Annotated in this window: 12 protein-coding genes; 10 read left to right on the top strand and 2 right to left on the bottom strand. The window is 59.3% G+C overall.

The genetic code is table 11. The features are described from left to right. Positions 1–83 precede the first annotated feature (83 nt). The 6 genes from ABD796_RS21915 (at position 84) to ABD796_RS21890 (ending at position 4,248) form a co-directional block, all read left to right on the top strand. Positions 84–791 (top strand): class I SAM-dependent methyltransferase, encoded by a 708-nt coding sequence (locus ABD796_RS21915; protein WP_344911801.1) that lies wholly within the window; start codon positions 84–86, stop codon positions 789–791. Positions 792–812: 21 nt separating this feature from the next. Then, positions 813–1,970, top strand: a complete 1,158-nt coding sequence (locus ABD796_RS21910; RefSeq protein WP_344911799.1) for a glycosyltransferase family 61 protein — start codon at positions 813–815, stop codon at positions 1,968–1,970. Further along, the gene (locus ABD796_RS21905) at positions 1,963–3,105 is read left to right on the top strand and encodes a glycosyltransferase family 61 protein (RefSeq protein WP_344911796.1); all 1,143 of its coding nucleotides are present in this window, start codon (positions 1,963–1,965) and stop codon (positions 3,103–3,105) included. The genes ABD796_RS21910 and ABD796_RS21905 overlap by 8 nt, the downstream gene beginning before the upstream one ends. A 162-nt stretch (positions 3,106–3,267) precedes the next feature. After that, the gene (locus tag ABD796_RS21900) at positions 3,268–3,555 is read left to right on the top strand and encodes a nucleoside-diphosphate sugar epimerase (protein WP_344911794.1); all 288 of its coding nucleotides are present in this window, start codon (positions 3,268–3,270) and stop codon (positions 3,553–3,555) included. 46 nt (positions 3,556–3,601) lie between these two features. Next, complete coding sequence (locus ABD796_RS21895) at positions 3,602–3,940, top strand: alpha-helical endospore appendage domain-containing protein (RefSeq protein ID WP_344911789.1); 339 nt, start codon at positions 3,602–3,604, stop codon at positions 3,938–3,940. Further along, on the top strand, positions 3,940–4,248 hold the full coding sequence (locus ABD796_RS21890; protein ID WP_344911786.1) for a hypothetical protein: 309 nt from the start codon (positions 3,940–3,942) through the stop codon (positions 4,246–4,248). The genes ABD796_RS21895 and ABD796_RS21890 overlap by 1 nt, the downstream gene beginning before the upstream one ends. A 55-nt stretch (positions 4,249–4,303) precedes the next feature. On the opposite strand, the gene ABD796_RS21885 is transcribed toward ABD796_RS21890, so the two are convergent. Continuing rightward, a complete protein-coding gene (locus ABD796_RS21885; protein WP_344911782.1) occupies positions 4,304–6,448 on the bottom strand; it encodes a methyl-accepting chemotaxis protein in 2,145 nt (714 codons plus the stop codon). Between the two features lie 264 nt (positions 6,449–6,712). Between ABD796_RS21885 and ABD796_RS21880 the strand changes: the two genes are divergently transcribed. After that, positions 6,713–6,934, top strand: a complete 222-nt coding sequence (locus tag ABD796_RS21880) for a hypothetical protein (RefSeq protein WP_344911778.1) — start codon at positions 6,713–6,715, stop codon at positions 6,932–6,934. 71 nt (positions 6,935–7,005) lie between these two features. Here ABD796_RS21880 and ABD796_RS21875 read toward each other — a convergent pair whose 3' ends face one another. Further along, positions 7,006–8,397 (bottom strand): extracellular solute-binding protein, encoded by a 1,392-nt coding sequence (locus ABD796_RS21875; protein WP_344911776.1) that lies wholly within the window; start codon positions 8,395–8,397, stop codon positions 7,006–7,008. Positions 8,398–8,672: 275 nt separating this feature from the next. Between ABD796_RS21875 and ABD796_RS21870 the strand changes: the two genes are divergently transcribed. The 3 genes from ABD796_RS21870 to ABD796_RS21860 are packed head-to-tail and all read left to right on the top strand — an operon-like array spanning position 8,673 to position 11,865. Continuing rightward, positions 8,673–9,542: a sugar phosphate isomerase/epimerase family protein gene (locus tag ABD796_RS21870; protein ID WP_344911774.1), complete on the top strand. Its 870-nt coding sequence runs from the start codon at positions 8,673–8,675 to the stop codon at positions 9,540–9,542. Next, a complete protein-coding gene (locus ABD796_RS21865) occupies positions 9,539–10,570 on the top strand; it encodes a Gfo/Idh/MocA family protein (protein WP_344911772.1) in 1,032 nt (343 codons plus the stop codon). The genes ABD796_RS21870 and ABD796_RS21865 overlap by 4 nt, the downstream gene beginning before the upstream one ends. Continuing rightward, a complete protein-coding gene (locus ABD796_RS21860) occupies positions 10,567–11,865 on the top strand; it encodes a neutral/alkaline non-lysosomal ceramidase N-terminal domain-containing protein (protein ID WP_344911770.1) in 1,299 nt (432 codons plus the stop codon). Before ABD796_RS21865 ends, ABD796_RS21860 begins: the two co-directional genes overlap by 4 nt. The last annotated feature ends 1 nt before the right edge of the window (position 11,866 follow it).

The following is an 11,866-nucleotide window of genomic DNA, read 5'->3' as shown; positions in this document are numbered from 1 at the left end:
GCCCGAGAGAGTTCGCATGTGTTGGATAGAGCGTTTGCGCCTTGCACATACGCAAGTGAATTTGAAAGGAGAATGAGTCATTCATGAATAACGAGCAGTTTGTTACCGGTATATCGTTCCGGTTCGTTCAGCCGCAAACGCCGGTACCCCAGGAAAAGCTGTACGGCACCGACGCATTGCTGGAGTTTTCCAACACGACATTGCCGGAGGACGAAGAACGGTTCAGAAATGCCGTTAACAGCATATGGAAAATGCCGAAAATGTCCTCTTACGCCATCGCTTCGATCATTAACCGGACGGTCAGTCAATTGCCCGGCGGGCAAAGCTTCGTCAACGTCGGCGTATGGAACGGCTTCTCCTACTTGGCAGGATTGCTGAACAACCCGACCAAGCTATGTATCGGCGTGGACAATTTTTCGCAGTTCAAGGGGCCGCGGGCAGCATTTATGCAGCGCTTCAACAAGCACAAGGGACCGGCTCATTCGTTTTACGATATGGATTATGTGGACTACTTCACCCAGGTACACCGGCTGCCGATCGGCTTGTATTTCTTCGACGGCCCGCACGATTATGACAATCAGCTGAAAGGACTTCAAGTGGCGGAGCCTTACTTCCAGCAAGATTGCATCATTCTCGTCGACGATACGAACTGGCCGGAGCCTCGTCAGGCGACATTCGATTTCATGGAGGCCCATCCCGGGCAATACAAGCTGTTGTTGGACGAGACGACGGCGAGCAACGGGCACCCGACTTTCTGGAACGGACTGATGGTGCTGCAGAAGGTGAACTGACCGAGGGGAGGGCAGGTCGGCATGAAGCAGGAAGCGCCGGGGATCTATGCTACGCTCTGGGATTGGATCAAGACGACGCGGGATGGCAAGAGCACCATCCCCGACATGCAGCAGGTTTTGTATCCGGAAGAGACGCTTAGGCTAATCGCCCCGAAAAGCGTGCACACGCCGCTCCACCCGGCTTTCCGGGCCAGCTCGCTTTACGTGCCGAAAGCCTATGTGGGCGTGCTTCCGCAAGGACGATACCGGGTAGCGGATAACGGAGAGATGACGATCACCGCTCCGGACGGCAAGCCGGTACGGGACGTATCGCTACAGTACGAGCGCTCGAAGCGCAGGCTCCGGGTGGAGGCGGAGGAGGGCGGGCCGCCCCCGGTGAAGACGGAGGAGACGGTCGCCGTGCTTTCCTTCGTCTGGGACTCGAACTATTACCATTGGCTGGGCGAGGTGCTGGCCCGGCTGCACCTGCTTGAGCGAAGCGGCATTGCGATCGACCAATACATCATTAATCGCAAAGGCTCCGCCTCTTTCCAGATGGAGACACTCTCCATGCTGGGCATTCCGCGGAGCAAGACGATACGGAGCCGGAAGGGGATGCATCTGCAGGCCAAGCGTCTTGTCGTGCCGTCGCTGGAAATGTTCCGGCTGGAGCCGTTCGTGCCGCATGCTCTGGCGCCATGGGCATGCCGCTACTTGCGTCAACGGCTGCTCAGGATCGTGAAGCCGGAGCCGCTGCCCGGCTTCGAGCGCATCTATATCAGCCGCGCGGACGCCAAGGTGCGTCCCGTGACCAACGAGGACGCGCTGTACGGTATACTTGCGGCACGCGGCTACCGCAAGGTGACGTTGGCCGGGATGCCGGTAGCCGAGCAGGTGCGGCTATTCGCGTCGGCGCAGGCGATCGTTGCTCCCCATGGAGCCGGTCTGGCCAATCTGATGTTTTGCCGGCCGGGAACGCAGGTGCTGGAGCTGTACGCCCCGGGCTATATGAACCCGGTGTACTGGTATTTGAGCTGTCAGACCGGTTTGGATTATTACTATGCCGTCGGCCGCGGCGAGCCGCAGGCTGCCCACACGGCCAAAGAAGACGTCGAAGGCCGTACGGACAGCATTACGGTCGATCCGGATCTGCTGCATGCGACTCTTAAGCTGATGGAAGCGGGTGAGAAGCATGCGTGAAGTTCCAACGGGCGTCCATGACACGCTGATGGACTGGATCCGGGAGGCGCAGGCGGCCGGCGCGAAGGATTCCGCGCTGAGCCGCGTCCTGTTTCCCGCCCGGTCGCATAGACTGACGGTTCCGCATACGGTGGACCCTGCGCTGCACCCGGTATTCGCCGAGCGGTTGCTGCGTGTGCCCGAAGCCTACGTGGGGGTCATTCCGGGCGGCCGGTTCTGGGCGGACAAGGACGATGCCGCAGCAGTCATAACGCCGGACAACAAGCTGATCCGGGACGTGTCGCTCAATTTCCTTATCCCGGACTGGCCGCATCCGGTATTCCGGCGCCGGCAGCTCGGCGAACCCATGCATAGGGCGGAGACGGTCGCCGTTGTCACATTCGTGTGGAGCCGCAATTATTTCCATTGGATGACCGATGTAATCGGCAGAATCCGGCTGCTGGAGGCAAGCGGTCTGTCCATCGACAAATATATCATTGCGGGAGGGGAGACGGCGCCGTTCCAATTGGAGACGCTGGCTATGCTCGGCATAGGACCGGAACGGATTATTCGGGCGAACGAGGGACTTCATCTCCAAGCCGAGCGGCTGGTCGTTCCTTCGCTGCGTCCTTACCGGCTACTGCCCTTTACGGTCAATCCGCTTCCCCGCTGGTCGGTCGAATATATGCGCGAGCGGTTGACGCAGGCGGTGCGCCCCGAGCCGTTGGGCGGCTACGAGCGCATCTATATCAGCCGCGGCGACGCGAAGCATCGCAGGGTGCTCAACGAGCCGGACGTCGTCCGTCTGCTGGCCGCGCACGGCTTCCGCACGGTAGCGCTGTCGGGCATGAAGGTGGCCGAGCAGATTCGACTGTTCGCGTCGGCCCGTACAATCGTCGCTCCGCACGGGGCGAGTCTGACGAACCTGATGTTTTGCCGGCCGGGGACCCGCGTTGTCGATATATTTGCCCCCAATTACATGTATCCTTGCTTCTGGCACATCAGCAGCTATACCGGACTGGATTATTATTATCTGATTGGCCAAGGGAGACGGTTGACCGCGCAGGAAGGGGTCGGCCTGGTCGGGCACGTTCATGACGATCTGACGGTCGATCTGGCCCAGCTTGCGGCCATGCTCCGTTTGCTCGGCCCCTGAAATGGGCCGGGCGCGCCGGACGAACGTGCGCCGGAGCGAGCGTCTTTTTATCGGCAAAATGCGTTTGTCGCAAGGATAGGAGCACATTCATGCTGGATCGTTCATAAAATAAGGGGAAGCAGAGTCCCGCTCGGCGGGGCTTATAAAGGAGAGGTGGGCTTCGTGCAGGAGGAAGTGACGTTAATTATCGCTCATATGGCCAAGTCGCATTGTGAAATGGCCCGGATGCTCGAAGCGAAGCGCCAATCGATCTTCAACCTGTCGCATATCGTCTCGGCGCTGCCGAACGAAACGGTTCAGTTCGACGGGACGGACGCCATTGCCGGCAATTCGATCGACCTGACTAAAAACGTATCGGCGTATTTGAGCAGCCTCGCGGACCTGGCCGATGCGATCGGTGATCATCTGGAGATGGTCGTAAAGGAAATGTCCGAGCAGGACGAGGAATAAGAAGCGGCGGCGGCTCAGGCTGCCGGCCCGGCAAGGGGGGAGCACGGTGGAACGGTCGGAATCGTTCATGTGGATGCTGCGGGCTTCGGCCAAAATGCAGCACGACATCTCGCTGATTCTGGAAGCGAAGGCGAATGAGGCGGAAAAATCGCGGGACTGGATTTGTGTGCATTTGAATCATCAATGCTACAACAACCACGAGGATCAGCTCAAGAAGCCGCTGGAAATGCACGAATCGTTTGTCGAACTGATCGATGGCTTGACCAAAATGGAAAACGCGCTGGCCAAAAACCTGAAAGTCGTGCTCAACAAAAGCGAAGATTCGGGTATGGACAGCATGGGCGGCTTGGGAGGCTTGTTCGGCGGCATGGGAGACGATACGTAATGGGATGGCTGGAGCGGGAGCGGGAGTTGAAGCTCGATATTCTGGAATCGTTGGCCCGCAGCCAGAAAGCGATGGTCCGCATTATTGAAAGCACGGCCGACTCCAAGGCGGCCGGAGCGGCCGCTGAAGACGGGGAGCAGCTGCGCAAGGATATCGGCGCCATCGTGCGCTTCCAGCAGGCGATCGCCGACAAGCTGATCGGCATCCGCATCGGGGAAGTGCGGTTTTCCCCGCCGCTTGCGCCTTGGACGAACGAAGAGCTGCGCGTCGCCGCCCTATACGGACGGGCCGGCGGCGAACCGCACTAAGAAAAGCACCCGGACCGCTGAACGTGCAAGCGGAGGGTGCTTTTTTTGCCGTAGATCAAATCGAGAATTTGCTCAGCGATTCCTTCAGCGAGTTGGACAGCAGCTCCAGCTTCTCGGACAGTCGGACGAGACCGCCGCTGATGCTCAACTGCTCGGAGCTCAACGATGCGACCTCCTGGGAAGTCGCGGACGATTCCTCGGCTACCGCGCTGACGTTGCCCATCGCCTCCGAGAGCACGATTTGCGAATCTTTCAGCTGTTGGACGGAGACGGTAACTTCCTGCAGCTTGCCGGCGAAGCCGTCCATTTGGGACTGCACCTGCTTGAAGATGTCGTCGGCGTTTTTGACCGAAGAGATCTGCTCCTGGAAGATCGGGTAAGCTTTCGACAAGACGCCTACCGTTTCTTTCATTTCCGTCTGGATACGATCCGTAATTTGCGCTACCACATCGATCGACTGCTTCGACTGGTCGGCCAGCTTGCGGATTTCGTCGGCGACAACCATAAAGCCTTTGCCCGCCGCGCCTGCCCGCGCCGCTTCGATCGTGGCGTTCAGCGACAAAATGTTCGTCTGCTTCGTAATATTGTTGAGCATATCGAGAATTTTGCGGATCGAGCTGGTGCTTTCCTGCAGCTTCTCGACCTTCTCCGCCATGGAGCGGATCATATCCTCGGTCGTGCCTGTCTTCGTGATCAGCTCGGACATGTAGTCGGCGCCCTTGCGGCTGGCCGCCTGCACTTCCGACGCCGCCGTCTCCATCAGGCTGTTCGCGTCCACGACATGATTGACTTTAAGGCTGATGCTTCCGGTCAAGTCGCTGCCGCGTTCCGCCTCGACGGCCAGACTGGAGGCGCCGCTGGCGATTTCTTCCGTCGCAACGGCGATTTCCTTCGCCGAGAGGGACGTTTTCTTGGAAGCGTCGGACAACTCGGTGGCCGTGTTCAGCACTTCCTGGGCGGATACGTTCGTCTGCGAGACAAGCGATGTAATCTGCTCCATCATTTCATTGAAGCTGATTGACAGCTGGCCGATCTCGTCCCGGCGCGAGCTCGTCTTCGTCCGGACGGTCAGATTGCCGCGAGCCCCTTCCACCATCAGATTGCGCACCGCTACGAGCGGACGGGCGATCATGCGGATGATCAGCATCCCGACCGCAATGGCGAGCACCATGGCGACGATCACCATGCCGATCGTCAGTTTGTAGATAATGGAAGCGTCTTTGACCAGCTCGCTGACCGGAATCATGCCGACCAGCAGCCAGCCCGACCTATCGATCGGGTCGTACACGGCGAGAATGGAGTCTTTGTCCCGCGTCGTCTCGAAATTGCCCGACGGCTTCTCTTCGCCGGCAATACGGCTTTTCATATCGAGTATGTAGTCGCCCTCAATCTTGTCCAACTGCTCCGAGAAAATAAGTTTGTTGTCCGTGTTGACGATGCTCACATCGCTTCCTTCGCCAATGGACACGACGCCGAGCGCGTCTCTCAATGCGGCTACCTTGACTTCCATAACGAGGAGACCCTCGATGGTCGTCGTTTTGATGTTGCGCAGCACGCGCGCAACCGCGAACGTATTCGGGGATGTGATGTAGCCCGCTTTGCTGGACGGCAGGAATACCGCTTTGCCGTCCGCTTCGACGACCTTTTTGAACCAGTCGGACTTGAAAACTTCCTCCTTCAGCGTCGAGGAGGTGGTGTACGAGTCGGTGACGCCCGCGCTCATAGGCACGATGTTGATATCCGCCAGTTTGTTGTTCGTCAGCGTGTAGCTTTTCAGACGGTTGTTTATATTTTGTCCGACCTGCAGCTTGTCGAACTGGCTCAGCGATTTGTCCTTATATTTGCCGAGGTTTTCGGCTACCGCATCGTCGGACATGATCTGAACGCTCATGTTCTCGAGGCTTTCCAACAAGAAATCGACCTTGTCCGTCGCTTGCGAGATCGTCTGCTGCGAAGCGTCGGCGACCTTGTTCTTAATGACGCTTTTGGAAATCTGATAGGATAAAATGCCGACCACGAGCACTAACGACACGATGCTCACGAAAAAGATTAGGAGAAGCTTGGTGCCGACCGATTGGATCGGGTTTTGCGCTTTCAATTGTTGCCCCAGCTGCCGCATGTCGGTTGAGGACACGTTGTCTCTCGCCCTGCCCCATAGTCCGGACAGCCGCGAGAGCAATTTCGACAACGTCCCTTTCATAAAAATCCCACCTTCGCTATAGTCATCCTTGCCATAAACCAGTATTCGACAAGAAACTGCATACTCCTTTTCCAAAACGACAAATTTCGTAGAAAAAAGTTCCAATCCGTTCCGGGACAATTCGGGACTTCAAGCTGATAAGTGTGGAAGATGATGGATAACATCGGCGAAATACGGGTAATAGGACCTGATCGGATAGGCCCGGAATCGGAAAAAAGGGTGGTCTCGTCGTCGCTTTTGGCGGGAGGGGGCGAAAAAGCCGGGATGGACAAGTCTCATCGGGAGAACGTGGCGGAATCGGCGGAAGAACGGGCGGCAGCGAGCGTGCAGCGTGTGCAGCGCGCAAGGGGGAATGGCGGCGCAAAGCGGGCGCCGGCAACGCAAACAAGCCTTCGTACGCGAAGGCTTGTCGAAGCCGATTCCATAGAGCGAGCGGACTGGGCGGCGCCTACTAGGACTTCGCAGCTGCGCAAGCTTCCGGCGTGAAGGCGTGAAGGCCCGCTCTCGGTATGCCCGAAATCGTTGACTCTCCTTTATGCAAGCTCCCGGACGCGGAGTCAATCCTTGGCCAGAATATCCGCCATCCGGCCTGCCAGCGATTCGGCCGATTCGAGTCCCGCCCAGAACAAATCCATCTCCGTATCCAGTTCGTCCAGCTTGTCCAGATCGGCGAACAGCTCGTGGGCGAACAAACCGTTCTCGATGCGGCCGCCGGCGATGTTGAGCAGCGCGAGGCTGGCCGGGTCCCATACCGCCTCGTTCACGCCGGGAAGGCAGGACAGGAAGCCCGTCTCCGCCGCAATCCGCTTCTGCAGGGCCGGATCGAGCGCCAGCCGCAAAAAAGCCGCCGCCAGCTCGCGGTCCGGGCACTGCTCGGGCATCATGAAGGCGTTGGCGACAAGCAGCGTCGACGGAACCGGACCGAACGGCAGCGAGGCGATTTTGGCCTCGAAGGGAAGATGCTCGCTGCGCCAGCCGGCCATCTCGATCGTGGTCGTCATCACCATAGCGGCTTTGCCGCGCGGGAAGGCGTCGGCGTTGATGCGCGAGCGCCAGTTCTGGTAGAGCGTCGCGACCCGTTTGCGGTAGATAGCGTCGTGGAAAAAAGCGAGCGATTCCGCCAGCTCGGCCCGTTCGCGTTCGCCTACGCCGCCGAACTTCACCCCGTTTTGCAGCGCGACGACCGGCCAGCGGCTGAAATACGACGAGAGCGACAAACCGTAATAGTCGATCATGCCGTCGCCGTCGAGATCGACGGTCAATTGTCCGGCTGCTTCCAGCAGCTCTTCCTTCGTCCAGCCGGGCCGGGGCTCCGCTACGCCGAACCGGGCGAACAACTCCGGATTGTAGGCCAAATAGACCGGGGAGAAAGTTGCGGGAACGGCCAACTGCGCCCCGCTTTTGCGGAAAGGCTCGATGACGCGCGGGTACATGTCGCCGATCGTTTCGGCCATGATCGCGCTTAGATCGCAAAATGCGGCGGAACCGTCCGCCTCGGCGAAATTGCGGTCGGTGACGAGCACCAGATCCGGCCAAGGGCCGAGTTCCCCGCCCGCGCTCAGCGAGTCCCAGAAGTTCCAGCTCGGAAAGCTGAGCAGCTTGACGTCGACGTGGGGGTAGCTGTTCTGGAACGCCTCGATCATCAGGCCAAGGCAGTTATCGACAAAGTGCGAGGGGGAGGCGGCCAAGATGCGCAGTGTGCGCCGTTCACCGGTCGGAATGACGAGGTCCGGCGCGACGATCGTGCCTTGTCCGACTTTTTTGACGATAAGCCCTTCCTTTTGGAGCTGCTCCAAAGATTTGCGCACCGAGGTGCGGCTCAGGCCGTAATATTTGCACAGCTCGTTCTCCGAGAGCAAGTATTGACCCGGCTTGATAAAGCCCGACATAATCTGCTCGCGAAGAATATGCGCCAGGCGAGAGTAGCGGAATTCGTTGTCGCGTCTCATGCATACCTTCCGTTCTCGTCGTTTTTTTACCAATTATAACGGAAAACGAGGCAATCGAGAAGCGGAATGCGAAATGTCTCTTTATGAAGCGGCCCAGGTGTGATACAACTAAGATGCAGGTTCGGGCGAAGCGGGACGAGTAAAGAAAGCTAACGAAAAAAAAGCTAACTCCGATCGTAAGAAAGATCAACATTTCCCCGTCCAACCTTGGTATAGTTAAAAGGAAAGCTGCGGGCTCATCAAGCGCCCGCGCGAGTCGAAGGGAGAGAGCGGTTTTGGTACTGGATCGGCTGGGGATATTGACGGATGAGGTGTATCCGGATCAATTCGTAAAATCGTTGGACTGGATCGTGGAGCAAGGACTCAAACACATTGAATTGCGCGTCGTAGACGGCGTCAACATCGCGAATATGACGGACGAGCAAGTGGACAAGGTGCGCGCGGAGGTCGAAGCGAGAGGGCTGTCGGTAACCGCTGTGGCTTCGCCGGTCTACAAATGCGCGCTAGACCCGAACCGGCCGGTCGCATCGGGCGACGTGTTCGGACAGGCCGAGGAGAGCGTCGAGGCGCATCACGAGAAGCTGGAGCGCGTCATCGCGATCACGAAGCGGCTCGGAGCCAAAAACATCCGTATTTTTTCCTTCTGGCGGGAAACCGAGCCGGAGTTGCATTTTGAAGAAATCGTCAAGCATTTGAAGAAGGCGGCGGCGATTGCCGAGCGTGAGGGTGTCATTCTGCTTCAGGAAAACGAACCGGCCTGCAACGGCGGATTTGCCGAAGAAATTGGCAAAATCGTGCGCGCGGTCGATTCACCGGCAATGAAGGCGCTGTGGGATCCAGGCAACGAGGCATATGGCGGCAGACCGGCATTTCCGGAAGGATACGGGTTCGTCAAAGACGTTCTTGCACACGTTCACATTAAAGATGCCTATGTGCTGCCCGACGGTTCCTCGCGCTGCGTGCCGGTCGGTTCCGGCAATGTGCCGTTTATCGCCCAGCTGCGCGCTCTGCAGGAAGACGGCTACGACGGCCTCTTTACGATCGAGACGCACTATAAGCCGGAAGGCGGCACGAAGGAGGCGGGCTCGCGGATGACGCTGGACGCGCTGCGCGTGCTCGTACGGGAAGCGGGGGAGCGGGCGTGAAGACTTGGGGATTCGGCATTATCGGCACTGGCTCGATCGCCGATTTTCACGCCGCAGCGATCAAGGAACTGGAGCGCGGCAAGCTGGTTGCCGTCGCCAACCGGACGGAGGAGCGCGCCAAGGCGTTCGCCGATAAGGAAGGCTGCGGCTATGCGACCGATTACAAGGAGCTGCTCGCGAACCCGGAGATCGACATCGTCTGCGTCACCACCTCGAGCGGCAGCCATGCCCCGATCGGCCTGGACGTGCTTCGCGCGGGCAAACATCTGATCGTGGAGAAGCCGATCGCGATGACGACGCAGCAATCGCTGGAACTGATCCGGGCGGCGAAGGACAACGGCGTGACGCTTTCGGTCATCTCGCAGCGCCGCTTCGAGGCCCAGCATGTCGCCGTGCGCCGGGTGCTGGACAGCGGAGCCCTCGGCAAGCTGCTGCTTGTAGAAGTTTCGCTGCCGTTCTTCCGTGCGCAGTCGTACTACGACAGCGCCGAGTGGCGCGGCACGATCGATCAGGACGGCGGGGCGCTGATGAATCAGGGCATCCACTCCATCGATCTGCTGCTCTGGTTCGGCGGTCTGGTCGATACAGTGTACGGCAAGACGGCGACGAATACGCATCGCATGGAAGCGGAAGATCTGGGGCTTGCGCTGCTGACGTTCAAGAGCGGGGCATTCGGCACGATTATGGCGTCGACCAGCATTCAGCCCGGCTTTGCCACCGTGATGAATCTGTACGGAGAAAACGGCACGATCAAGCTGGAAGGGTCCGATATTACGCACTGGACCGTTCCGGGCGTGGAGAAGCCTGATCTTGGCAGCAATACGAGCTACGGCGGCGTCTCCGATCCACGCAGCATTTCCCACGTCAACCACCGCGTTCAGATGGAGAACGTCATCGCTGCCATCGAAACGGGCGAGAAGCTTTATTTGGAAGGTATTGACGGCCTCCGCGCGGTTCAGCTTGTCGAGGCGATCTACGAGTCGTCCGCGAAAGGAGTACCGATTAAGTTAGAAGAGGTGTCCGGATGAGCGAAGCAGTCGAACTGCTGCTTGGGACCGCAAAGATCGACATTACCCCGGAGCAGCCGGTGCCGCTGGCGGGCTTCGGGCATCGGAAAGGACCGTTCGAAGGGATCAACCGGCGGCTCTTCGTCCGCGTCAACGTGTTTGAGCAAGGGGAAGGAGCGGCCCGCCGCAGGGTGCTGATCGCCCAGGGCGACATCATCTGGTGGGGCAGCGAGCGGATGGAGGGTATCCGCCTCGCGCTTGGCGAACGATTCGGCATCGGGGCGTCGGATATTATTCTGAGCGCCCAGCATACGCATGGCGGTCCGCAAACGACCACCTTGTTTTGCGATACGCTCGGTTTGCCGGACAGCGCTTATCTGGAGCGGCTGGACGGGCTGCTGCTGCGCGGCGTGGAGGAGGCGGTCGCCGGACTGGAGCCGGTGACGGCCGAGCGCGGCGTCGGCGAATGCCGGATCGGCATCAACCGCCGCAAATTCGTCGGGGGCGTCATGGCGATGGCTCCGAACTTCGACGGCTTGTTCGACCCGGCGGTCAACGTCGTCCGTTTCCGACGCGGAGACGGCTCGGCCAAGGCGGTCTTCGTTCATTATGCGTGCCACCCGACGACTACCAATACGAACTTCGTCACGTCGGAGTATCCCGGCGCGGCGGCCGAACGGCTGGAAGCGACGCTCGGCTGCGGCACGGTCGTCTCGTTCCTGCAGGGCTGCACGGGCAATATACGTCCGGCCTTGCACCGAGAAAACAAGTTCTATGCCGGCAGCGAGCGCGACGTGGCCCGGCTCGGCCGGGCGCTGGCCAATGAGGTCGAGCGTGTACTCGCCATGCCGATGCAGCCTCTGGCTGCAGCTCCGGTAACCGGCCGGCGAATCGTGGCGCAGCTGCCGTTCCAGACGGTGCCGACGCAAGCCGAGATCGATGGGGCGATTGCCCAGGGCGGCGTCCGGGCGGAATGGGGCGAGAAGCTGAGGAGCCCATCCGGCAAGCTGGGGACACATATTCCGTTTGAGCTTACGTTTATCCGGTTGGCGGAACAATTGTCGTTTCTGGCCATGGACGGGGAAGTCGTGCTCGAATACGGTGATTACATCAAGCGGCTTGCCGGCAACCGCACGCTTCCGATGGGGTACAGCAACGGGATGGTCGGTTATGTGCCGACCGCCGCGCAAATAGCCGAGGGCGGCTACGAAGGGAAAGAGTCGGCTGTCTATTTCGCTTTGCCCGCGGCGTTCGCGCCGGAAACAGAGATTATCATCAGACAAGCGATCGAAGAATTGATTCGAGAGGAAGATTGAC

It is taken from the genome of Paenibacillus hodogayensis, from assembly GCF_039536325.1.
Lineage (GTDB): Bacteria > Bacillota > Bacilli > Paenibacillales > NBRC-103111 > Paenibacillus_AB > Paenibacillus_AB hodogayensis.
Note: the sequence above shows the minus strand (reverse complement) of the source record. Positions and strands in the feature narration are given on the sequence as shown.

Excerpts from the sequence above, each read along its gene's own strand:
- ABD796_RS21915 (WP_344911801.1), top strand. The coding sequence starts at position 84 with ATGAATAACGAGCAGTTTGTTACCGGTATATCGTTCCGGTTCGTTCAG.
- ABD796_RS21910 (WP_344911799.1), top strand. The coding sequence starts at position 813 with ATGAAGCAGGAAGCGCCGGGGATCTATGCTACGCTCTGGGATTGGATC.
- ABD796_RS21905 (WP_344911796.1), top strand. The coding sequence starts at position 1,963 with ATGCGTGAAGTTCCAACGGGCGTCCATGACACGCTGATGGACTGGATC.
- ABD796_RS21890 (WP_344911786.1), top strand. The coding sequence starts at position 3,940 with ATGGGATGGCTGGAGCGGGAGCGGGAGTTGAAGCTCGATATTCTGGAA.
- ABD796_RS21885 (WP_344911782.1), bottom strand. The coding sequence starts at position 6,448 with ATGAAAGGGACGTTGTCGAAATTGCTCTCGCGGCTGTCCGGACTATGG.
- ABD796_RS21880 (WP_344911778.1), top strand. The coding sequence starts at position 6,713 with ATGGACAAGTCTCATCGGGAGAACGTGGCGGAATCGGCGGAAGAACGG.
- ABD796_RS21875 (WP_344911776.1), bottom strand. The coding sequence starts at position 8,397 with ATGAGACGCGACAACGAATTCCGCTACTCTCGCCTGGCGCATATTCTT.
- ABD796_RS21860 (WP_344911770.1), top strand. The coding sequence starts at position 10,567 with ATGAGCGAAGCAGTCGAACTGCTGCTTGGGACCGCAAAGATCGACATT.